At 68.9% G+C, this 22,994-nt stretch carries 15 protein-coding genes and 1 pseudogene; 9 read left to right on the top strand and 7 right to left on the bottom strand.

Annotation, left to right across the window (positions count from 1 at the left end; genetic code table 11):
* The first annotated feature begins 36 nt into the window (after positions 1-36).
* Genes MIC448_RS11220 through MIC448_RS11230 form a run of 3 tightly spaced genes read left to right on the top strand, consistent with a single transcriptional unit; the run spans position 37 to position 1,591 of the window.
* Positions 37-399 carry a lycopene cyclase domain-containing protein gene (locus MIC448_RS11220; RefSeq protein WP_036299625.1) on the top strand — a complete coding sequence of 121 codons (363 nt, stop codon included), beginning with the start codon at positions 37-39 and terminating at the stop codon, positions 397-399.
* Complete coding sequence (locus MIC448_RS11225) at positions 396-701, top strand: lycopene cyclase domain-containing protein (protein ID WP_036299627.1); 306 nt, start codon at positions 396-398, stop codon at positions 699-701. Before MIC448_RS11220 ends, MIC448_RS11225 begins: the two co-directional genes overlap by 4 nt.
* Positions 698-1,591 carry a prenyltransferase gene (locus tag MIC448_RS11230; protein ID WP_232711586.1) on the top strand — a complete coding sequence of 298 codons (894 nt, stop codon included), beginning with the start codon at positions 698-700 and terminating at the stop codon, positions 1,589-1,591. The genes MIC448_RS11225 and MIC448_RS11230 overlap by 4 nt, the downstream gene beginning before the upstream one ends.
* Before the next feature lie 190 nt (positions 1,592-1,781).
* Here the strand turns inward: MIC448_RS11230 and MIC448_RS11235 are convergent, their stop codons facing one another.
* The gene (locus tag MIC448_RS11235; protein ID WP_036299629.1) at positions 1,782-4,712 is read right to left on the bottom strand and encodes a UPF0182 family protein; all 2,931 of its coding nucleotides are present in this window, start codon (positions 4,710-4,712) and stop codon (positions 1,782-1,784) included.
* A gap of 79 nt (positions 4,713-4,791) precedes the next feature.
* Positions 4,792-5,910: a PDZ domain-containing protein gene (locus tag MIC448_RS11240; protein ID WP_036299631.1), complete on the bottom strand. Its 1,119-nt coding sequence runs from the start codon at positions 5,908-5,910 to the stop codon at positions 4,792-4,794.
* Between the two features lie 203 nt (positions 5,911-6,113).
* Between MIC448_RS11240 and MIC448_RS11245 the strand changes: the two genes are divergently transcribed.
* Positions 6,114-7,490 (top strand): zinc-dependent metalloprotease, encoded by a 1,377-nt coding sequence (locus MIC448_RS11245; protein ID WP_051513669.1) that lies wholly within the window; start codon positions 6,114-6,116, stop codon positions 7,488-7,490.
* Positions 7,491-8,286: 796 nt separating this feature from the next.
* Here the strand turns inward: MIC448_RS11245 and MIC448_RS11250 are convergent.
* The gene (locus MIC448_RS11250; RefSeq protein ID WP_051513660.1) at positions 8,287-10,104 is read right to left on the bottom strand and encodes an ATP-dependent helicase; all 1,818 of its coding nucleotides are present in this window, start codon (positions 10,102-10,104) and stop codon (positions 8,287-8,289) included.
* Positions 10,101-11,021 (bottom strand): NAD(+) diphosphatase, encoded by a 921-nt coding sequence (gene nudC / locus MIC448_RS11255; protein WP_036299635.1) that lies wholly within the window; start codon positions 11,019-11,021, stop codon positions 10,101-10,103. The genes MIC448_RS11250 and nudC overlap by 4 nt, the downstream gene beginning before the upstream one ends.
* 63 nt (positions 11,022-11,084) lie before the next feature.
* Here nudC and MIC448_RS16430 point away from each other — a divergent pair.
* A pseudogene (locus MIC448_RS16430) lies at positions 11,085-11,849 on the top strand (phosphotransferase); the annotation flags it as partial.
* Positions 11,850-12,307: 458 nt separating this feature from the next.
* On the opposite strand, the gene MIC448_RS11260 reads toward MIC448_RS16430, so the two are convergent.
* Both MIC448_RS11260 and MIC448_RS11265 read right to left on the bottom strand, forming a co-directional pair.
* Positions 12,308-15,841, bottom strand: a complete 3,534-nt coding sequence (locus MIC448_RS11260; protein WP_373457231.1) for a UvrD-helicase domain-containing protein — start codon at positions 15,839-15,841, stop codon at positions 12,308-12,310.
* Between the two features lie 47 nt (positions 15,842-15,888).
* Positions 15,889-19,248, bottom strand: a complete 3,360-nt coding sequence (locus MIC448_RS11265; protein ID WP_051513664.1) for an ATP-dependent DNA helicase — start codon at positions 19,246-19,248, stop codon at positions 15,889-15,891.
* A 171-nt stretch (positions 19,249-19,419) separates the two neighbouring features.
* Between MIC448_RS11265 and MIC448_RS11270 the strand changes: the two genes are divergently transcribed.
* Complete coding sequence (locus MIC448_RS11270; protein WP_036299639.1) at positions 19,420-19,644, top strand: DUF3107 domain-containing protein; 225 nt, start codon at positions 19,420-19,422, stop codon at positions 19,642-19,644.
* A 1-nt stretch (position 19,645) separates the two neighbouring features.
* Positions 19,646-19,936, top strand: coding sequence for a hypothetical protein (locus MIC448_RS11275; protein ID WP_036299642.1), 291 nt, complete (start codon positions 19,646-19,648; stop codon positions 19,934-19,936).
* A gap of 18 nt (positions 19,937-19,954) precedes the next feature.
* Here MIC448_RS11275 and MIC448_RS11280 read toward each other — a convergent pair whose 3' ends face one another.
* Complete coding sequence (locus MIC448_RS11280) at positions 19,955-20,671, bottom strand: ferritin-like fold-containing protein (protein ID WP_036299643.1); 717 nt, start codon at positions 20,669-20,671, stop codon at positions 19,955-19,957.
* Between the two features lie 212 nt (positions 20,672-20,883).
* Between MIC448_RS11280 and MIC448_RS11285 the strand changes: the two genes are divergently transcribed.
* Together MIC448_RS11285 and MIC448_RS11290 are read left to right on the top strand one after the other, a co-directional pair.
* Positions 20,884-22,371, top strand: coding sequence for a DEAD/DEAH box helicase (locus MIC448_RS11285; protein WP_036299646.1), 1,488 nt, complete (start codon positions 20,884-20,886; stop codon positions 22,369-22,371).
* 141 nt (positions 22,372-22,512) lie between these two features.
* Positions 22,513-22,944 carry an SHOCT domain-containing protein gene (locus tag MIC448_RS11290; RefSeq protein WP_243419989.1) on the top strand — a complete coding sequence of 144 codons (432 nt, stop codon included), beginning with the start codon at positions 22,513-22,515 and terminating at the stop codon, positions 22,942-22,944.
* Positions 22,945-22,994: the final 50 nt, after the last annotated feature.

The following is a 22,994-nucleotide window of genomic DNA, read 5'->3' on the forward strand; positions in this document are numbered from 1 at the left end:
CGAGCCAGTTCTCGATGCCGTGGCAGACTGAACGACGTGCCGGGCCTGTACCTTCTCGCGATCCTCGTATCGGCGGCCGGAATCGCGCTCCTCGACCGGCGCTTCCGACTCGCGTTCTGGGCGGCTCGCGGCAGGACCGTTGCGACAGTCGCGATCGGAGTTATCTTCTTTCTCGCGTGGGATGCCGCGGGCATCCTGACGGGCGTCTTCGTGAAGGGCGACAGCGAGCTCTACACCGGCGTCATGCTCGCTCCCGAGCTGCCGCTCGAGGAACTCTTCTTCCTCGCCTTCCTCTGCTACCTGACACTCCTGTGCTGGGCCGCGGCATTCCGCGTTCTCGCGCGTCGAGACAGAACAGCGGCGCCCGCGGCAGGAACCGACGAGAGTACGCACAGATGACCTATCCGCTCATCGTCGTCCCGTTCCTTCTCCTCGCGGCCCTCGTCACGATCCTGACCGCACGGCGCGAACGATTCGCCCGGCGGATGGCCGCATCGGGGCTCGCGGCGCTCGTGCTGCTCACGCTGACCGCGGTCTTCGACAACGTCATGATCGCCGCGGGTCTGTTCACCTATCCGGCGGAGCACCTGAGCGGCATTCACATCGGACTCGCGCCGGTCGAGGACTTCGCCTACCCGCTCGCGGCGGCCTTCCTGATCCCTGCCGTGTGGACACTCCTGAGCCCGAAAAGGCCGACGTGACCGGGGCCGAACAGATCGGCCTCGGCCGAACCATCCGCACTCTTTTCGTGTCTTCACGGCCGATCAGCTGGGTCAACACGGCGTTCCCGTTCGCGGCCGCGTATCTTCTGGCGACGCGCGAGATCGACGTGGTGCTGATCGTCGGCACGATCTTCTTCCTCATCCCCTACAACCTGGCGATGTACGGGATCAACGATGTCTTCGACTACGAATCCGACATGCGCAATCCGCGCAAGGGCGGTGCACACGGGGCCGTTCTCGATCGACGTCTGCATCCGGTCACCCTGTGGGCCGCAGGGCTCGCGTGCCTGCCGTTCGTGGTGTTCCTGGTCTCGGTCGGCGGGCCCCTGTCGTGGCTCGTGCTCGCGTTCAGCCTCTTCTTCGTCGTCTTCTACTCCGCTCCCCCGCTGCGGCTCAAAGAGGTGCCGTTCGCCGACTCGATGACCTCCAGCATCCATTTCTTCTCGCCCGCCGTTTACGGCCTCGTGCTCGCGGGCGTCAGCTGGACGCCCGGGCTCGTCGCGATCATCGTGGCGTTCGCGCTGTGGGGAATCGCGTCGCACGCGTTCGGCGCGGTGCAGGATGTCTCGGCCGACCGAGAGGCGGGCATCTCCTCTATTGCGACCGCGCGGGGCGCCGCCTGGACCGTCCGTTTCGCGCTCGTCTGCTACGGGCTCTCGGGTCTGACGATGCTCGCGTCGGAGTGGCCGGGGCCCCTCGCCGCGCTGCTCGTCATCCCATACCTCGCCGCCGTATGGCCGTACCGTAGCGTCAGCGACGCCGCTTCGGACGAGGCGACCCGGGGGTGGCGTGCGTTCCTGTGGATCAACCAGCTCGCGGGCTTCGGCGTGACGCTGCTGCTCGTGTGGTGGTGGCTGCTCACCGCGTAAGTCGCCCGCCGCGGACCCCGCCGCTGGGCCCCGCGCTGCAGCCCCAGCCGGGCCGCTCCCCTGGCACTAAGTGCGGTTCCACGACGCGACAGCTGACATCTGCTGCCAGGTGAGCGGGTCGTTTCGACAGACTCAACGACGAGACGGTGCCACACCGGCAGGGGTGACACCGTCTCGTGTGCGACGTGGACTACTCGGCGGTCAGCTCGAGCAGCCGGTCGATTGCGTCCGTCAGGCGGGCGTCGGCCTCGCCGAACGCCGCCCAATCGCCGGCCTGCAGGGCCGTCTCGCGTTCGAGCATCGCCTCGCGCGCATCGTTCAGCAGGGCCTGCTCCTGAACATCGATGCTCCCGCCGCCACCATCCGACGGGTCGGTCGGTGTCGCGCTCGGGTCACCCGGCGTCGCATCCGGGTCCGGCTCGACGGTTCCGTCACCGGCATCCGCTCCCGAATCCCCGCCGAAGAGCGTGTCGAGCGCCTCGTTCAGCGTGTCCTCGAATGCGATCTGGTCGCCGAACGCAACAAGAACCTTCTGCAGCGTCGGCAGCTGAGTGCCACCGGATGACTGGACGAAGACGGGCTGCACGTACAGGAACCCGCCACCGACAGGAAGGGTCAGCAGGTTTCCGTTGAGCACCTCGGACTGGCCCTGGCGCAGCAAGTTGATCTGGCCCGAAACCACGGGGTCCGCGTCGAACGTGTTCTGCACCTGTCCGGGCCCGGGAACCGTGGTGTCCGCGCTCACGACGAGCATCCGCAGCGCACCATACCCTTCGGCCTTGACGCCGTTGTCGGATCCGGCGTCGGCATCCACCGCGAGGTAGCCCGTGAGGATGTTTCGCGAGGCCGTACCCGTTCCCGGGGGAATGAACGTCGTGAACATCGAGAAGGACGGTTCGTCCTGACCCGGCATCTGCATCGTCAGGTAGTACGGCGGCTGCAAACGCGTCGAGGTCGTGTCCTGCGGGTCCACCGGCGTGGCCCACGCGTTGTCGCGCTGGTAGAACGACTGCGCGTCATCGACATGGTACTGACCGAGCGTCGCGCGCTGCACCTTGAACAGGTCGGTCGGATACCGCACGTGGCTGATGAGTTCGGCTGACATCTCGCTGATGGGTTTGATCGTGTTCGGGTACACCTTCTGCCACGCCTGGATCAGCGGGTCTTCCGGGTCCCACGCGTACAGGGTCACACTTCCGTCGTAGGCATCGACCGTCGCCTTGACCGAGTTACGGATGTAGTTGATGTCGTCGATCGTGAACCGCGGGGTCGGGTTCGTCGTGTCGGCGATGGCATCCGAGAGGCTCACGGTGCGCGAGTACGGGTAGGTCGACGCCGTCGTGTATCCGTCCACGATCCACACGATCCGACCGTCGACGACGCTCGGGTACGGGTCGTTGTCGAGGTCGAGGTACGGAGCGGCCTTCTGCACGCGCGTCTTCGGGTCACGGTCGTAGAGGATCTGCGAGTCCTCGTTGACATAGTCCGAGAGCAGGATGTCGGTGGACTGGAACTTCAGCGCGTAGATCAGCTTGTCGAACAGCGTGCCGATCTTCGGGCCACCGTCACCCTCGAACGTGGTCTTCGTCTCGCTCTGACCGTCCTCAGATCCGCGCGGATAGTCGAGCTCGACCGGGGTCGTCCCCTCGGGCGCACCGACGATCGAGTACACCGGCGACTGCTCGCCGAAGTACACGCGGGGCTGGAAGTTCTCGCTGTCGCTCAGGAATCCGGTCGCCGGGATTCCGCGTTCGAGGAAGACGGGGTTGCCGTCGCTCGTGCGCTGGTTGCCCGCGGCCACGACGAGGCCGTAGCCGTGCGTGTAGACGACGGTGCGGTTCTGCCAGGTGCCGGCGGTACCCAGCGCCTCCATGTCGAGTTCACGGACCGAGACGACGGTGTCCTGGGACTCCCCGTTGATCTCGTAGCGGTCGACGTCGAGCGGGTCGGTGAACTGGTAGTAGGCCCGGAACTGCTCGAGCTGACGGACCGTCGGGCTGATGATCGCGGGGTCCATGATGCGAATGGATGCCGTGGTCTGGGCGTCCTCGCGCAGGGCGCCGGGCTCGGCATCCGTCACGGCGGTCGTCTCGGTCTTTTCCAGACCGTCGATGCCGTAGGCGACCTTCGTCATCTCGAGGTTCCGGTCGATGTACTGCTCCTCGAGCGAGAACTCATTCGGCGCGACCTGGAAACGGTCGACGATCCAGGGATAGCCGACGCCCACCACGACCGCCGAGACGATCAGCAGTGCGGTACCGATGAGTGGGAAGCGCCAACGACCGATGATGGCCGTGGCGAAGAAGAGGATGGCGACGAACGCCGCGATGCCCGCCAGGATGGCCTGGCCGGGGATGACCGCGTTGACACCGGTGTAGCCGGGTCCCGTGATCAGGTCGCCCGTCTCGCTCAGCGTCTTGTAACGATCGAGCCACAGGCTCGCGGCCTGGACGACGAGGTACAGGCCGGCGAGGATCGCGAGCTGGATACGCGCGGACTTCGAGATCCGCAGCTCCCAACGCCCGCCTTCGCGCTGGCCGACGCGGACGGAGCCGTAGAGGTAGGACACGACGCCCGTCAGGCCCAGGCAGATCAGCAGAACAGCAGAGATGAATCCGAGCGCGGCGCTGTAGAACGGCATGGCAAACAGGTAGAACCCGGTGTCGAGACCGAACTGCGGGTCGGTGGTTTCGGTCGTCACACCGTTCACCCAGAGCCAGACGGTCTCCCACTGGGTGGACGTCGAGAAGCCCGCGAAGAAGCCGAAGAAGACCGGGATCCCCCACATCGCCAGGCGACGGAGCGGTTCGACGACCTCTTGGTAGCGATCGAGCTGACTCGACAGTCGCGCGTAGACCGGTCGGAGCCGGTAAGCGAGCTGGATCGTCAGCCAGACGGGGACGGCCATCGCGAGGAATCCGATGACGAACATCGTCGCGCGGGCGAGCCACTGCGTCACCAGGACCGAGTCGAACCCGATCTGCTGGTACCACATGAAGTCTGCGTACAGGGAAGCGAAGATGAAGAACCCGACAAGCAGTACGGCGATGATGACCAAGGAGATGGTCACAACGCGTCGTGTAGTGCGGGGGGCCGCTGGCTTCGAGGAAGTCGTGGTCACCCATCCATCCTAGGCGCCCGGTTTTGCGCGGAGTCTGCCCCGAGCCAGGGAGAAGACCGGGTATCAGGCCACGTTTCGGTTACGGAGCGGTGCAAGAGGGCACCGCGTCGAGGTCGCCCCCGGCGCTCACGGCGTCGAGAGCCGCCACCGCGTCGTCGAGGTCTGCCACGGAGAACACCCGCAGGCCGTCCGGGATGTGCCCCACGACCTCGTCGCAATTCGCCTCGGGTGCGAGGAAGTACTCCGCCCCCGCGCCCTGTGCACCGTAGAGCTTCTGACGGATGCCGCCGATCGGCCCGACGACGCCGTCTGCCGTGATCGTGCCCGTACCCGCGACCTGCAGGCCGCCGTTGAGGTCGTCGGGGGTCATGGTGTCGATGATCCCGAGGGCGAACATCAGGCCAGCGCTCGGGCCTCCCACGTTGTCGAGCTGGATCGTGACCTGAACGGGGAAGTCATAGTCGACGATCGTGGACACCCCCACCTGGTAGGCCGAGTCGTCCTCGTTGAGGACGGGCGTGACGTCGACCGTCATCTCGGTCCCGTCGCGTTCGATCGTGAGGGCGACCGGCGCGCCATCCGTCTCCTGGATGATGTCGCGCAGCTCGGTGACGTCGGTCACGTTCTGACCTTCCGCCGCGAGGACGATGTCATCCGGCTCGAGGATGCCCTCCGCCGGCGACCCCTCGGGTAGCGAGTGGATCCGCACTCGCGAGTCGACCTGGTAATCCAGCTCGCGCAGGGCCGCAACCGTCGCCTCGTGCTGCGAGTCGACCATCAGCTGAGCGTTCTGCTCTGAGCGCTGTTCGCTCGTCTGGCCCGCCGGGAACACGGAGTCCAGCGGCACGACCGCGCGAGAACGGTCGAACCACGCGCCCATGAGCTCGAGCCAGGTGGGCGTCCGCTCGCGGTTACCGACGACCTGGACGGTGGTGAGGTCCAGAGCGCCGCTCGTTTCGAACGTCTCCGCACCCTCGACCTCGATGAGGGGAACGGCCGCGCCATCCGCCCCCGTCGCCGTTCCGAGCGTGTTGTAGACCGGGCCGGGCTGCTGGATCACGTAGCCCGTGGGCAGGAACGTGAGCGTCGCCAGGCACACCAGGGCGACCGCGAGCGCGATGATGCCGATCCTCGTGGCACGCCGCAGGGGAGGTCGTTGCGCGGGCACGACCCGGACGTCTTCGTCGAACAGCGCCACGGTGGGACCTTTCTTCGCTCCGCGGGACGGAGCGGGACTTCGGGCGCCGTTCGCGAACGGCGTAAGCAATGCGGGCCCGACCCCGGCGGGGCCACAGTCGGCTGCGACTAGCGTAGAACCACCCACCCGAACGACGCTGAGAGGCGGCTGAAGTGCCTGGCGACGAGAACCCCGAAGACGACTTCGAAGAGCTTCTGCGGCGCATGCTCGGAGGCGGCGGACAGATCGATCCGGCGCAGTTCGAGCGGCTGACCGGCATGCCGTTGGACCCCGCCATGATGGCAATGGTTCAGCAGCAGCTGCGTGGCGCGATGGCTGCCGGAGACGGCATCCCGTGGGGTGTCGCCGAGCAGCAGGCCCTGCAGCTCGCTCGCGCCGGCGGGTTGAGCGTGACCGATGGCGACCGCGTCGACCTGGACGGCGCGCTCACGCTCGCAAATCTGTGGCTGAGCGAAGCGACCGTCATCTCGGAACTCGCGCAGACCCCCCGCATCATGACGCGCGCCGAATGGGTGAGCGCGACCCTGCCCGTCTGGCAGGAGTTCGCCGAACCCGTTGCGACGAGCATCACGGATGCTTTGACCCGCACGCTCGCCGAGCAGGCACCGGAAGAGCTCAAGCCGCTTCTCCAGGGCGCGGGCAAGGTCATGCGCTCGCTCGGCGGATCGCTGTTCGCGACACAGCTCGGCCAGGTCGTCGGGCAACTCTCCACCGAGGTGATCAGCGGGGGCGATGTGGGAATCCCCGTGATGCCGGCCGGCGAAGCGGCCATCCTGCCGCAGAACTTCGTCGATTTCGGCCGGGACCTCGACATCGCGGACGATCAGCTCGCCCTGGCGGTCGCGGTGCGCGAGCTCGCACACGCCCGTCTCTTCCGTCACGCGAAGTGGTTGCGTCTGCACGTGCTCTCGCAGGTCACCGAGTTCGCACGCGGGATCGATGTCGACACGGATGCTCTCGAAGACCTTGCATCCCGGTTCGACCCCTCGCGCCCGGACGAGCTGCGCACGGCGCTCGAAAGCGGCGCGTTGCTGCCCGAGCACACCGAGGCCCAGCGGTCGGCCCTCGCGCGCCTCGAGAGCCTCCTCGCGACCGTGGAGGGGTGGGTCGACGTCGTCACCGAGGATGCGACCGCGCGTTTGCCGAAGGCCGCGGCGATTGCCGAGACCGTCCGCCGTCGCCGTGCCGCGGGCGGACCGGCGGAACAGGCGCTCGCATCGCTCGTGGGACTGGAGTTGCGACCCCGCCGCCTGCGTGAAGCGGCCGCCATGTGGCGCGCGATCACCGATGCCGTGGGTGTCGAAGCCCGCGATTCGCTGTGGGATTACGCGGACTTCATGCCGAGTTCCGAAGACATCGACGACCCGTCGCGGATCATCGACAGCCTTCGCCGTCGCGCTCTCGGCGATGACGCGCCCGAGGCGGAACTCGACGAGCTCGACGACGCGATCGCTCGGATTCTCGCCGGCGAGGAGTCGTCCGACCCCCGGACGGATCCGGACACCGGTGCGGATTCCGGTCCGGACGAGACCGGCGACTCCACGGCCGACGGCGGAGCGCCCGACGAGCCGGCGCGCTGACACCGTTCGTCCTCCACAGGGGCAGCTGAGCGTGGACCTTCCCGTCCGCCTGTGGAATCCCCCGCCCACGACCGCCCGGCAGGACACAATCACGGGATGACCGTGATGCTCCGTCTGGATCAGACCCACACCCCGCTCTGGCGCGACGCGACGACGATGCAGCTCGGCGAACACGCCCATTCACGTTTGACGGATGTCTCGCCGTGGCAGGAGCGCCTGTTGTTCGAGCTCACGCGCGGTCTGCCCGATACGGGTGTAGATGTTTGGGCGGAGTTGCAACGCGTGCATCCCCGAGAGGTCCGGGCCTTTCTCCGACGTTTGGGCTCGGCCCTGCTCCGGATCGATCTGGAGCGGCGGAGCGCTCCCGGCGGGATCGTGCTCGAAGCCCCGCGGGGAGGTTCGGACGATCCGCTCGTCGTCGCGATACGGATGGCGCTCGAGACATCCGCGTACCGGGTGACGGTCATCGAGGAGGCCGATCCGGGCGAACACGATCGACCCGGCGCCGAGGCATCCGGTGCGGATGTCGTGGTGATGTTCGCGCGGCACGTGCTCGACCCGCGGCGCGCTGCTCCGCATCTACGCGCGGACCGGGTTCATCTGCCGGTCGTGGTCGGCGGCTCCGGCATCGTCATCGGTCCGCTCATCGTGCCGGGTGTGACGGCCTGCCTCACGTGTCTTCACCTCGAGCGGCGCGACGCCGACGACGCCTGGCCCATGCTGGCGCTCCAGTTGCTCTCTGCTGGTGCACCCGTTCCCTCGCCCGAGCTCATCCACGAGAGCGCTGCGGCACTCATCAGGATCCTCGCGGACCCGCGTTCCGCGGAGGGGCGCTCTGTGACGGTGAACGCGGCGGGCGGGCGGCGGCAGCAGGCGCACCGGCCGCACGATGAGTGCGGATGCCGAGCTCCTGAAGGAAACGCGAAGGCTCCCGCTCCGCTCTCCCGTTCCCGGCGGACCACGACAGCGAGACAGAACGCCGTGCCCGCGTGAGGGCGACGTAGAGCAACCGGCGCTCCTCGTCGACCTGCTCGAGTCCCCGCGCATACGAGATCGGCAACAGTCCCTCGGACAAACCGATCACGTGTACGTGATCCCATTCGAGCCCCTTGGCCGCATGGATCGTCGCCAGGGTCACGGTGCGGAGCCCCGGATCGTGCTGGTCGCGGGCACGTGCCTGAAGATCGTCCGTGAAGGCGCGCAGCGTCGTGCCCGGCGGCGCATCCTCCGCCAGACGCAAGAGCGTCGCGCGCGCTTCCCACGCATCACGGAGCGCCCCACCCGCCGGGGGCGGCGTCTCGGTGTACCCGCGCGAGCGCAGCAGATCGCGAACGATCGGAACGAGCTCGCCCGAACCACCCGCGACGGACTCGCCGCGGAGCACCATGACCGCATCACGAACCTCGGGCAGCTCGAAGAACCGCTTGCCACCGAGGACGCTCGCGGCGATGTCTTGGGCGGCGAGCGCGCGCTGCAACGCTGCCGACTGCGAATGAGCGCGATAGAGCACGGCGAAACCCTCGGCCGTCTCACCCCCGTCGAGTCGCCGCTTGATGTCGCGGGCGACCGCCGCCGCCTCGGCGTCGTCGTCGGGATGCATTGCGGTTGTGGCGGGCGGTACTGCCGGGCGGGCGTCGACCTGCTGCTCGGCCGGGGGTGCGCTCGCACCCGCGGCGACCAGCTCGAGAGCCCCCGGACGACCACGCATGAGCGCGTTGGCCGTCGCGAGAACGGCCGGCGCCGAGCGATAGTTGCGCTCGAGGCGCACCATCAGCGCGCCGGGGTGGTGCCGCTCGAAGTCCAGCAGGAAGCGGGGGTCAGCGCCCGCGAACGAATAGATCGTCTGGCTCGCGTCGCCGACCACGCAGAGATCGTCCCGGTCGCCGAGCCAGAGCGAGAGGAGTCGTTCCTGGAGCGGCGAGACATCCTGATACTCATCCACGGTGAAGTGGCGGTACTGCTCGCGGACGGCGCGCGCGACGCGCGGCTCGGACTCGATCATGCCGGCGCAGGCGAGCAGGATGTCTTCGAAGTCGAGCTGGCGCCGTTCATCCTTGAGCTTCTCGTAGGCCTCGTGCAGACCGACCACAGCGTCGGGACTCAGACGCCCGAGACCCGGGCGGCCGGCCCGTGCATAGTCTTCGATCGTGCGGAGGGTGACCTTCCGCCATTCGATCTCGGAAGCCACGTCGCGAAGCGTCGCCCCGTCGAGATTCAGACGCAGGCGACTCGCCGCATCCGAGAGCACGCGCACCTTGTTGGGCAGGACCGGCGGGGCCGACTCCCCACCGGCAACCGTCGGCCAGAAGTAGTTCAGCTGCGCGAGCGCGGCGGCGTGAAAAGTGCGCGCCGAGACCCCCTCGATGCCCAGCGACCGCAGGCGCCCCCGCATCTCTCCCGCCGCGCGGGTCGTGAATGTCACGGCCATCACTCGGGGTGGCGAATACATCCCGCTATCGACGCCGTAGGCGATGCGGTGCGTGATCACGCGGGTCTTGCCGGACCCCGCCCCCGCAAGCACGCAGACGGGTCCGCGAACGGCGAGCACCGCCTCACGTTGATGCTCGTCGAGATCGTTCAGGGCACGCTCGGCGCCCTCCGAGACATCCGTCATCGCTCCGTGACCCGCTCGAGCCACTGCTCGATGAGTCCGCGCGAAATGGACGACGGCCCGGGAAGCGTCACATCGCCGTCACCGGCGAGCGCCCGGGCTACCTCGTCCGGCTCGAACCAGCGGACATCCACGATTTCGGAGCCGTCCGGACGCGCGGCCTCGGAGTTCTCGGTGAACGCGAGGTACCCGAGCATCAGGGAACGCGGGTACGGCCACGCTTGCGACCCGACATACTCGATCGCTGTGATGCGCACGCCGGATTCTTCCTCGATCTCGCGCACGAGGGATTCCTCGGCCGACTCCCCGGCCTCGACGAAACCCGCAAAGCACGAGTAGCGCCCTTCGGGCCAGGCGGCGTTCGATCCGAGCAGCAAGCGGGTACCGTCCGTGACCGCGACGATGACGGCGGGGTCGGTGCGAGGGAAGTGTTCACGGCCGCACGATGGGCAGTGCCTCGACCATCCGGCGTTTCGCAGTTCCGTCCGTGTTCCGCACGCGGGGCAGAAAGCAGCGTCTCGGATCCACCGTGCCAGCGACAGCGCCTCGACGAAGAAGGCCGCGTCCTCGAGCCCGAGCGCGCCACCCACCTCACGCAGCTCCGCCCACCCACCCGCGGGATCGACCGAGGCATGGTCCTCTTCGTCTAGCAGCGCCAGGAGGACCGGGCCCGTGGCATCGCGACCAAGGAACGCCACGATCGCCTCGGTGTCTGCGCCAGGGGCAACAGCCGAAGCGGGCACGAACACGATCGCACCGGACTCGTCGAGCGGAGCGCGACCGCGCCGCAGCAACAAAACGCGGGCGCCGGGCTCGGCCGCGAGAACCGCGAGGGCATTGGAAAGATCGCGGTCCAGCGCCGAGCGGTCGATCGGCGAGACCGGGGGCGTGATCACCCTGGGCAGGCCCGGGACCGTCATGGAAGACCTCTTTCGCGGGCGTGGCGCGGGTAGTGCGTGCAAGGACAGACCTACCCTGGGGGCATGACTGGCTCCCCCCTCACTTTAGCCGCGTCGGTGAGCGCAGCCCTGCCCGAGGCCGCGATCGTCTCGACGGCTGCCCTCTCGACAGGCGAGGGCGGACGCTACGACAGCGCCGTCGTCGGGCTGGACGACGGATCCCAGGTCGTCGTGCGCGCACCGGTGGATGCATCCGCCGCCAGCGACCTCGCCACCGAGGCGCTCGCCCTGCGCGCCCTGACCCCGGGCGCCCGCGCCCTCCTGCCCTTCGCGGCGCCTCGTCCCCTCGGCGAGGTCGCACTCGCCGAAGGTCGAGCCCTGCTCACCGACCTGGTGCCCGGCTATCGCGTCGAGGCGGGCGACCTGCCCGCCGGCCCGGGTGCCGCGACCTCCATCGGCATCGCCCTGGCCGCCCTGCACGCACTTCCCGCATCCGTCGTCCGTGCCGAGGGACTACCCGTCAAGACCGCCGAAGAGGTTCGTGAGGCGGTCGTCGCCCTCGTCGAACGCGCCGCGTCCACTCGCCGATTGCCCGTCGCCCTCGCCACACGGTGGCGCCGCGCAGCCGAGGACGAAGCACTCTGGCGATTCGACCCGTGCGTTGTACTCGGTGACGCAGTCGCGTCGTCCTTCCGCTACGAAGACCGAGACGGTGCACCGACCGTTTCTGGCGTCCTGGGCTGGAGCCGGTTCAGCGTCGGCGACCCGGCGGTGGATCTGCAATGGCTCGCGGCCGCGCCGGATGCCGCCGACGACGTTTATGCCGCTTACGTCTCGTCCGCGCACCGTTCACCCGACCCGGACCTGCGCACCCGCGCTCGGCTGTACGCCGAACTGGAGTTCGCGAAGTGGCTGCTGCACGGCCACGAACAGCGCCGCGACGACGTGGTCGATGACGCGGTCGCTCTGCTCGACGCGCTCGTCGATGGTCTGGGTGATAGCGCGGCGCGCCTCGATCCGGTCGCGGTCGTCGGCGTGGACGATGCGATGGCCGTGCTCGCCGACACTCCCGTGACGAAGGCCAGCGCCGAAGACGACGGCAGCATCGCCATGCAGACCGACGCGTACGACCCCGAGATGGTTTCCCTGTTCGTCGCCGCCGCCCGCGAGCACGAACCGAACGAACGCGACACGTCGTCGGGGGGCGAGCCCGCGAAACGGTCATCGTCGCTGGGCGAACCATCCGCCGTGCCGGTCACTGACATGGAGACCGCACCCATCGATGTGAGCAGCTGGAGCGAACTTCGTCAGGCGTCCGGATCGGGTGCCGCGGCCGATCCCGCGATTTCGGACGACACTGATGCGGACACCTCTGATCCGGCTGACCCGGACGAGGAGATCGAGGCAGCACGAGCCTCGCGTGCCGCCTTCCAGCGCTGGGCGAGGTCGGCCTCGGAGTAGAGCCGGTCACCCCGCAGGATGAGATCGTCGCCCACGTAGTACAGGACGACGTCGATCTGATCCAAAGGGATGCCGCGGGCCTTGTGATAGGCCACGCGGTAGAGGGCGAGCTGCAGCATCCGCTCTTCCCGCTCCGCAGCCGTCCGCGGTGGGCGCCCCGTCTTCCAGTCCACGATCTCGATGCGGCCCCCGCGATCGTGGCGACGATAAACGGCATCGAGCTTGCAGATGACGACGCGTCCGGGACCGTCGGTCTCGGCCAGGGCGAAGTCGATCTCGGTTTCGACCTCGAGGGGCTGCAACGACCCCCATTCCGACCGCTCGAAGTTCGCGCGAAGTCGCTCGAGGTCCGCGGCGTCTTCGGCGGATGCCTCGGAGTCGGTCGGATCGTCGTCACGCTCCCACAGCGCGTCATCGGTTGATGCACCGGCGCCGCTCCGACCCGACCGATGCTCGACCCACGAGTGGAACAGCGTGCCAAGCCGCGTCTGCCGGTACGGCCGCTCGGGCATGGGGCGCGCGATGGCGGCAACAGTTCCCGAGTAGTCCGTCACGAAGTCCTTGAAGCGGGATGCGGGGATTCGCGTCGGCGCCGCATGGCTGGGCCCCTTCGCACGCAGATCGCGCTCGGCGAGCAGGCGCGCGAGCAGCTCATCCGGTTCGGGGTCGGCACGTGTTGCCGCGTTCTCGACGCTCGCCGCGGCGGCGCGCACGATGGGGCCCCGCGCACCGAGCGGGTCGAGGGGCCACGAGAGCACCTGTCCGCCCCGTTCGACATACGGGTTATCGCCGGGGTCGGCGGGCTCGAGCGGCGGCATCCCGAGTGCCTCGACCATTTCGGCGAGATACGGGCTGGGGTCGCGAGGTTTGCTCTGCCCACCCCACTGCGATCCCGTCAGCAGCAGGTCCGAACGAGCCCGCGTGACGGCTACGTAGGCAAGGCGCCGCTCCTCGGCCTTCTGGTGGTCGCGCACCCCGTCGCGATAGGCCGCTATGGCCTTCCGTAACGCGGCGCGCTCGGGATCTGCGCCCGGGCGCCAGTCCAAAACGGGCAGCGCATCCCGGTCGCCGCGGAATGCATAGGGCAGCACGCCGAAACCGAGCCATCCGGCGACCGAACGCGGGGCCTTGGGTAGTTCGTCCTGCACGAGACGGACAACCGCCACCGCATCCCACTCGAGGCCCTTCGAGCCGTGCACGGTCAGCAGCTGCACGACTCCCGGCTGCGGAGGCTCCGGACGCGGCATGAGCTCGTCGGTCTCTTCCGCGTGATCGAGCCAGGCGAGCAGACTGCTGATCGAGCCGCGCTCATCCGCCGTCAGGAAGGCGCGCACCTCGTCGAGGAAAGCACGCAGCTGCGCTGACGCGACGCGCGCGGGCCCCCGCGTTTCGTTCGCCGCCAGCTCGATGTCGAGGCGCAGCTCGAGCTCGATCGTGCGGATGAGATCGGGGATCGGCTGAGCCACGGCCCGCCGCAGACGCCCGAGCATCTCCCCCGCCTCGCGCAGGCGAGCGCGCCCGGCGGGCGTGATCTCGGCGAGGAGGCGGTAGTCGTCGCGTACCGTGCGGACGAACTCGAGCGCATCGACGAGCGATGGCTGTTCGTCGGCGCCGGCCGAACCACGCACGCGTGCGGCCAGTTCGGCCGGGAGCGGCACGAGCGAACCGTCGCGCTTTGCGAGCGCATCCGCCAGGGCGTGCAGGGCGGCGAGGTCGGCCACGCCGATCGCGAAGCGCGGCCCCGACAGCAGACGAATCAGCGACGACCCCTGCGAGGGGTCGTGGACGACCCGGAGCGCGGCGACGACGTCGACGACTTCGGGTGTTGTCAGCAGCCCGCCGAGTCCGAGGATGCGGTGTGGCACGTCATGCCGCGCCAACGCCTCGGCGAATGCATTCATGTGCCGCTTGGTGCGGAACAGCACGGCGCCAGAGTGGGCCCGGGGACTGCCGGATTCGGCCTGGGCCCCCGCCTTTTCAGCAGAGTCATGCCGCGCTCGCACCTCGACGAACCAGCGCGCGACCGCATCCGCTTCGTCGTCGATCGTCTTCTCGAATCGACACTCGACCCGCCCCTCCGCGGCACCGGGTCGTGCCCCCAGAGCACCCACCGGCACCCCGCGATGCTCCGCTCCCGCCACGAGCCGGTTCGCGGCGGTCAGGATGCTGAGGTCGTTCCGCCAACTGACCATCAGGCTGAAACGACCGCAATCGGTGCCGTGTGCGAAGGCGCCCGGAAAAGCGCCGAGATTGTCCGCGGATGCTCCGCGCCATCCGTAGATCGACTGATTGGGGTCACCGACGGCCATGACCGCGGAGTCTCGGAAAACTTCCGCGAGCAGGCGCGTCTGGATGACCGAGGTGTCCTGATATTCGTCGAGCAGCACGACGCGGTACTGCTCGCGAAGCTGGTCGACAACTTCGGGCGCGCGCTCGATGATCTCGAGCGCGCCGGCTACCTGATCGGCAAAATCGAGGGTGTCTTCGGCTCGCTTGCGGGTGGCGTAGTCGTTCACCAGTCCCGCGAGAACGGGTAGACCGCTCATCGCCGCGTGGAATTTCTCGATGTCTCCGGGATTGGCGAGCGCGGGGTTCGTCAGCGGCTCGAGGGCCGCGGCCCACTCGTCACCGAAGCGGGCCACACTCTCGGCATCGACGCGGTTATCGAGAAGCTCACCGGCAAGGCGGTGCACGGCATCGACGACACTCGCAAAGGCCTCACCGCGCTCGGAGAGGCGCTCGTCCTCGGACGCCACGACCACCCGCCGCGCGAGCAGCCACGATCCGGACTGGCTCATGAGCGCGGCATCCGGGTCACGCCCGATCCGTGGACCATGCTCGCGCACGATCGCGTCGGCGAATGCGTTGTAGGTCGACACGCGGGGCCGCGACAACAGGGCCTCGCCCGCCGCATCCTGCTCCGGGGGCACGGCGCCGAGCGTCTCAGCGAGGCCGTCGACGAAACCGATCAGCTCGGCGTGCCGCGCGCGGGCGGGTAGCGCGCCCGCCCTGGCCCAGAACGTCGCGAGGGTGTCGTCCGCCGCAAGCGCCTCGAGGTACGGGAGGAGTCCCCGCCGCCCGAACTCGTCGATGCCCGCCAACCGCTGGTCGATTCGCTCGGCCAACTCGCCGGCGGCCTTGCGGGTGAACGTCAGCCCGAGCACCTCGTCCCGCCGCACGTGCCCGTTCGCGACGAGCCAGACGACCCGCCCCGACATCGTCTCGGTCTTGCCGCTGCCCGCTCCTGCCACGACGAGCGCGGGGCTGGGCGGCGCCTCGATCACGGCGCGCTGATCGGGCGTGGGGTCGGGCAGTCCCAGGGCCGCCGACAGGACCGGGGCCGACAGACCCAGGCGGCCCGGCCATTCAGTGCTTCGCAATGATGACGAAGACGGCGACGACGCGGTGGCAGCCGACACGAACGCGCTCACGATGCCGACACCGCCTTGATCGTGTGGATTCGGCAGACGGCGAAGCGATCCGTCGTGCAATGCGTGTCGAGGTTCGCATCGAACCGGTCGGACGACATCCCCTCGGCCACGTCGATGATGGTGCGGAGGAACGACGTGCGACGTGCGGCATCCATGGGTGCTTGGCGCGCGAGGCGGTAGTGCGTGTTCTTCAGGGTCTTCGACAGGACGAGCAGCCGGGCGCCCGCATTCGCCGTCGGGTCGGCGCCGGGCAGCAACCCCTCGAGCAGAGCGAGTTGGTAGGCCGCCAGCTGGGCGTCTTCCGCGACCTTCTCATCGGTGACCTTGTCTTCCGAGCGCCCCGTCTTGAGATCGACGACGACCACCCGCTCCGAGCCGTCCGCGTCGCCGGGATCCAGCGCTTCGCCCCGGCCCGGCGGATAGACCTCGATGCGATCCACCGATCCGCTGAGCAGCGCCAGCCTGCGTCCCTCGGGAATGTTCGGTTCCGTTTCGAGGCGGGGCTCGTCTCGGATGGCCCAGACATCCGGCGCCATCTCGCCACCGTCTGCGGCGCTCGCGGCGGAATCCATGTCGATCGCGAGGCGGAAGCGCGCCTCGGCGCCGACCGCGCGGCCCTCTTCGCGGTGGAAGCGCTCGAGATATGCGTGCAGTCGGTCCACGAGCAGCCCCGCCCACGCGTGCTCCTTGCGTGACATCCACGGCGCCTCGAAGTCGAGCTCGCCCCAGCGCCCATCCACCACGGCCTGCAGCGCGTCGCGGTCGCCGCCCGGGACCTCTTCCCTGGTCACGTGTTCCAACGCCGCGTGCAGGATCGTTCCGACCCCCGCCGACCACGAACGCGTGTCCCCACCGAGGGCGCGGATCGCCCAGTCCAGGCCGCACGCGTCGAACGCATCGAGCTTCGACGGTGAGACGTGCACCGGCGCGCGGGCGGGGTCACGCAGCGGAGCGTTCGAGGATGCCTCGGCCAGGCCGTACCACTGGTGTGGCGCCGCGCCGGGTACTCCCGCACGGGCGAGCACGACGAGCTGACCGGCCGCGTGCGCGCGCACCGGGGCGGGGGCCACAGGCGTCGTGAGCGCCCGCCGATGCTGGGCCACGAGCCCGCGCAGGGTGAGCGGATGCTCCGCTGCACCGGACGGATCATCCACGTCGTCGGGTTCGGGGAAGAAGCTGAGCAGCGGACTCGGGCCCCGATCATCGTCGTCGACGGCTGTCACCGCGAGGCGACTGCGTGCTCGAGACACGGCGCGGACCAGCAGCCGCAACTCGTCGTGAAGCGCCGCACGGCGCCGGTCGAGCGTGTCCGTCGCCTCGGAGCCCGCGGACGCATCCGCCGCAGAACCCCCGCCGATCTCGGCGAGCCGCCAGGTATCGAGCAGGCCGCCGCGCAGACGCACGTTCGGCCACACACCGTCTTGCACGCCCGCTATGACGATCCCCTCGAACTGCTTGCCGAGGGCCGCCGCCGGTGTGAGCAGCGACACCGTCTCGGCGACATCCGGCGAGGTCAGCATGTCTTCGGGCACCTCGCTGTCGACCATGCGACGGAGAAACGCTTCGGGGGCCTCGTTCGGGGTGGTCTCGACAAAACGCTTGGCGGCATCGAACAGCGCCACGAGTGCGTCGAGCGCGTGACCGCTTTCTGCGGACAGCGTGCCGGGCGTCGTGGCGAGCTCGTGCCAGACACGAGCCAGCGGGCGACCCCCACCATCCCGCGCACGATCCCACGCGACCCACAGCAGATCGTGAACCGTGGCACCGCGCTGGGCGTCGTCGTGCAGCACGCGCAGAGTCGTGGCCAAGCGCTCGGCCGCTCGGGCCTCGGGCGTGTCGAGCAAAGTCAGATCGAGGGGGTTCGCCATCGCCTCGTGCAGCAACTCACGGGCCGGGCGGGTGCCACCGTCGGCGAGTTCGGCGTGCCGCAGACGCGCGCGAAGACGCCGCAGTCCGACCGCATCGAGTCCGCCGAAGGGTGAGAGCAAAACCGCTGCCAACGCTTCGGAATCTCGCGTTGCCGGCGCGCTCATGCCGAGCCGCACCAGCTGCACGAGGTCGCGCACCACGCCCTCGCTGCCGAGCGGCCGCGGCAGGCTGGACGAACGGGTGGGTACCTCGCGCGCGGCCAGTTCGGCCTCGAGTTCGCCGACCTGGCGGGTGTCATGGGCCACTACGGCGAGCGCCGACCACGGGATCTCGTCGACGATGTGCCACTCCCGCAGCACCCGCGCGATGCGATCGATCTCTTCGTGCGGGCTCGGCGCGATGATCGTCCGCACTCGGGCGTCCGGCGCGAGCTCGGGCCCGGGCGCCCGACGATGTTCGACGCGTCCGGATGCTCCGATCGCCGACGTCACCTCGCGCGCTATCCGGGTCAGAGCCAAGGTCGACCGGTGCTGATCGTCCAGCACGTGAAGCGTGCCGAGCGCGTCGCAGAGGCGCGCGAAAAGCTCGGGCGACGCTCCGCGAAACGAGCCGGACCCGATGTCCGGATCACCGAAGGCCAGCACCGCAACGCCCCGCGCCCGCAACCCGCGAAGCATCGCCATCCCCCCGCGCGTGAGCTCTTGGGCATCATCGACCAGCACGACGCGCAGCCGAGCCGGGGGGCCGAGCAGCGCCTCACCCGCCGCGCCCGCCGGTGCGGTCGCGAGGATCGCCGCTGCCTCACGCAACAGCTCGGCCGGATCGCGGTGGTCGGAGCGCATCGCGCCCACCGTGAATCGGTAGTCGGTCATGAACTCCGCCGCGCTCACCCACGCCTGGCGCCCGAGGCGCCGCCCCGCGGCCGCCAGCTCTGCGGGACCGATGCCGCGCTCCGTGCACTCTGCGAGTAGGGCACGCAGCTCAGCGCGGAACGTGCGCGATGCCCGCACCGCGGGGCCGAGAGACGCGGGCCACCGGGTGACACCGCGCTCGGCATCCCGTTCGTCTCCCGCGAGCAGCTCGGCGATGATGCGGTCCTGGTCCGGCGCCGTGAGCAGACGCGGGGGTTCACCGCCTCCCTGCTCACCATCACCCTGCACACCACCACCCTGCACGGCCACGGCACGGACGAGCTGGAACGCGAAGGAAGCCATCGAACGGGCCAAGGGCCCGGGTGTTGCCACCCCGCCCACGAGCGCGAGCCGGTCGCGCAGGGCCGTGGCCGTCTGGCGGGTGGGTGTGAGCACGAGCACCTCGTCGACACCCACGCTCGCGGAGGTGAGCAGCCGCGCCACGCGCGCGATCAGGGCCTCGGTCTTGCCGGTGCCGGGCGCCCCGATGACGACGCCCGATGCATCCGGGGGCAACATGACGACGGCGGCCTGTGCCGCGTCGAGGCCGTCGGCCCCGCCGCCATTCATGCTCATCCCCCCACGCTAACGCGGGCTCCCGACACCGACCGTCCGACCGCCCCCGCGCGGCACGGAAGGCGCGCGTTCGCCCTCAGCGTGACCGAGCCGGGCGGCCCTGTCCCACCCGTGTCGTAGAGTTTCAGAGCAGTCGGGCGTCGTGCCCGAAGAGCAGAGAGGCAGTCACCCGTGGAGATTCGCATCGGCATCGCCAACACCGGCCGTGAGCTGAACTTCGAGACGTCCGAGTCCGCCGAGACCGTCCGCGCCTCCGTCGCGAAGGCGCTCGACGCATCCGCTTCGCACGTCTCCTTCGCCGATTCCAAGGGCAATTCCTACATCGTCCCGACCGCGTCCCTCGCGTACGTCGAGCTCGGCACCGAAGAGGCACGCCGCATCGGTTTCGTCGGCTGACATGCTGATCGTCCTCGCGCTGGTCGCGGCCGTCGCGATCGGGTTGGCACTGCACTTCACTGTGCCGTTGCGCCCGACGCGCGGTGTCGCGCTGGCACCCCTGCTGGAGGCGGCGATCGCTGCCGTGATCTATACGAGTCTGACCTGGCTGGGTCTTGCCGAGAGCAACCCCTGGCTGTGGGTAGCGTCAATCCTGATTCCGGCCGCCGTGACCGCTCTGGTCATCCTCGTCGTGTCTCGCGCCCGGGCCGTGCACGACGAGCGCGAGCGCGCGCGCCTCAAGATCGCCTGAGAAGCTCGCGGACGCGGCTCAGGCGTTGAGGCCGACCGCATCCATCCGTCGCGAGTGCGCGGCCATGAGCTCGGTGAACACCGGCTCGACCTTCTCTTCGGCGGCACGATCGAGACCGACGGATGTCGTGAGCGCTGCCCGCGCGACGAGCAGGGTGTCGCCGACCAGGCGCCGCCCCCACATCGACAGCAGCGAACGCCATTCCTCGTCGCTCGCGATCGTCGCCCCGATGATCTCGACGATCGCGCCACGATCGTCGTCGGCTTCGAGGATGACGGATACCCGTCGCCCGGTATCCCCGTAGGTCGAGGCGAGCGCGTGGTAGAAGTCGTCGAGCAGCCCCGCGGTCAAGTGCACGCTCAGCAGCGTCTCCATCGGACGCTCGCCGCTCGTGACCCGACGGAACGCATCGAGCTGCTCACGGAAGGGCAGCATCACGGTGGTGGGGTCTTCGTTCCGATCGCGGATGAGCGAAACGATCGCCTGATGCTTGGTGAGCGCCGCACCCGCGGCCCGCGACAGCGCTTCTTTCTGCGCCAACTCCGGCGTCGAGGTGATCAGTTGCGTGAGCGTCTCGAAATATCCGAGTTGCAGATAAGCGGCCTGGCCCAGGAAGGTCTGCACGTCCGGTGCGAGTTCGGAGAAATCGACGCGGGTGGCGCCCGATGACTCGCCCCGGGATCGGAGGGTCAGCACGCGACGCGGCGTGCGCCGCCGGCGCAACCAATTGAACACGGGATCAGCCTAGCCGCGGGGGCGCGCGACCGTCCGTGGCAAGCGCGGGGAGTGGCGGAAGAGGCGTGCCGGAGAGCCTCGGGTAGGCTGGGCATCGTCCCGGCGTCGGATCGGGACCCCGCGCCTGTGGCTGAGTGAAGGGCGTGGATAACCCTTTCTGCCCTACGGGGCAAGCACCCAGGCAGCATCTCACTGCCGGACAGGCTCATATTGTGACGACCTTCGCCGAACTCGGTGTCGATCAAGACATCGTCGACGCCCTCGCGGCGAAAGGCATTATCGATGCCTTCCCGATCCAGGAGCAGACGATCCCCCTCGGTCTACCGGGTCAGGACATCATCGGTCAGGCCAAGACGGGCACCGGAAAGACGTTCGGCTTCGGCATCCCCGTCGTCCAGCGTCTCGGGCTCGACCCCTCCCCCGGCGTCAAGGCGCTCATCGTCGTCCCGACGCGCGAACTGGCCGTCCAGGTCTACGAGGACATGGACATGCTGACCTCGAACCGTTCGACGAGCGTCGTTGCGATCTACGGTGGCAAGGCGTACGAGGGTCAGATCGACCAGCTGAAGGCCGGCGCGCAGATCGTCGTCGGCACCCCGGGGCGCCTCATCGACCTCAACAACCAGCGCCTGCTCGACCTCTCGAATGCGACCGAGGTCGTGCTGGACGAGGCCGACAAGATGCTCGACCTCGGGTTCTTGCCCGACATCGAGAAGATCATCACCAAGGTCTCGCAGATCCGCCACACGCAGCTGTTCTCGGCCACGATGCCCGGCCCGATCGTCGCGCTGGCTCGTCGTTTCATGACCAACCCCATCCACATCCGTGCGACCGACCCCGACGAGGGTCTGACGCAGGCGAACATCAAGCACCTCGTCTACCGCGCGCATTCGCTCGACAAGGACGAGGTCATCGCCCGCATCCTGCAGTCCGAGGGTCGCGGCAAGACCGTGATCTTCACGCGCACGAAGCGGGCCGCTCAGCGCCTGTCGGACGAGCTCGGCGATCGCGGCTTCAACACCGCCTCGGTGCACGGTGACATGAGCCAGGAGGCGCGCGAGCGTTCGATGGCCGCGTTCAAGGCGGGCAAGAAGGATGTCCTGATCGCCACCGACGTCGCCGCACGCGGCATCGACGTCGACGACGTCACGCACGTGATCAACCACACGATCCCGGATGACGAGAAGACCTACCTACACCGCGCCGGCCGCACGGGGCGCGCCGGAAAGACGGGGATCGCGGTGACGTTCGTCGACTGGGACGACCTGCACAAGTGGGCGCTCATCAACCGGGCGCTGGAGTTCGGTCAGCCCGAGCCGACCGAGACGTACTCCTCCAGCCCGCACCTCTTCACCGACCTGGACATCCCGGCGGGCACCAAGGGACGACTCACGACCGCACCGCGCACGGCGGCCGTCAAGACCCAGGAGCCGCGGGAACGTTCCGCAGCGCCCGCTGGCGACCGCCCGCGGCGCTCCCGTTCCCGTTCGCGTTCGGGTGAAAGCGGCGAAGGCACCGCTGCATCCGCCGCACCCACCGCTGCGTCGAGCGCCGGTGCTGAGGCGCCGCGCGCCGAGGGCGGCGGAACGCACGATGGTGGCGGCAGCGAGCACCACGATGGACGGCCCGCGCCGTCGCGTCGCCGTCGCCGCCGCCGTTCGGGTGGCTCCTCCGGCGCCCCCAGCGCCCCCAACGCGTAAACCGTCGCGTCGGCCGCCCTCTCGGCGGTCGGCGCACGGGTTTGACCTGTCGGAGCAGATCGACCCCCGCGCGATGGCGCCAACCGCTATCTTGAGCGGTGGCGCACGCAGGCGCCGATCATCCGATTGAAAGGCACACCCGTGCGCATCTTCACCGAGGCTGTTGCCCCCATCAGCTACGAGTACCAGGGCTTCTGGGGTTCCTTCTGGGACCTCATCTGGTGGTTCCTGGCCATCTTCATCTTCTTCGCCTACCTGATGGTCCTGTTTTCGATCATCACCGACCTGTTCCGCGACCACAAGCTGAGCGGCGGGTGGAAGGCCCTGTGGATCGTCGTTCTTCTCCTCACCAACTGGCTCGGCGCGCTGATCTACCTGATCGTCCGAGGCAGGGGCATGGGCGAGCGGAGCGCCGCCCAGGCGCAGGCCTACCAGCGCGCGCAGGAGGACTACATCAAGCAGGCGGCCGGTACGAGCCCCGCGGACGAGATCGCCAAGGCCAAGGCCCTGCTCGACGCCGGTACGATCACGCAGGCCGAGTACGACCAGATCAAGACGAAGGCGCTCTCCTGATCGCCTGAGCCGATTGCCAACGAGCGGCCCCCATCCTCTTCCGGGTGGGG

The organism is Microbacterium sp. C448 (genome assembly GCF_000582705.2).
GTDB lineage: Bacteria > Actinomycetota > Actinomycetes > Actinomycetales > Microbacteriaceae > Microbacterium > Microbacterium lacus_A.

Excerpts from the sequence above, each read along its gene's own strand:
- MIC448_RS11250 (WP_051513660.1), bottom strand. The coding sequence starts at position 10,104 with ATGACGGATGTCTCGGAGGGCGCCGAGCGTGCCCTGAACGATCTCGAC.
- MIC448_RS11245 (WP_051513669.1), top strand. The coding sequence starts at position 6,114 with ATGCTCGGAGGCGGCGGACAGATCGATCCGGCGCAGTTCGAGCGGCTG.
- nudC (WP_036299635.1), bottom strand. The coding sequence starts at position 11,021 with ATGACGGTCCCGGGCCTGCCCAGGGTGATCACGCCCCCGGTCTCGCCG.
- MIC448_RS11265 (WP_051513664.1), bottom strand. The coding sequence starts at position 19,248 with ATGAGCATGAATGGCGGCGGGGCCGACGGCCTCGACGCGGCACAGGCC.
- MIC448_RS11275 (WP_036299642.1), top strand. The coding sequence starts at position 19,646 with ATGCTGATCGTCCTCGCGCTGGTCGCGGCCGTCGCGATCGGGTTGGCA.
- MIC448_RS11225 (WP_036299627.1), top strand. The coding sequence starts at position 396 with ATGACCTATCCGCTCATCGTCGTCCCGTTCCTTCTCCTCGCGGCCCTC.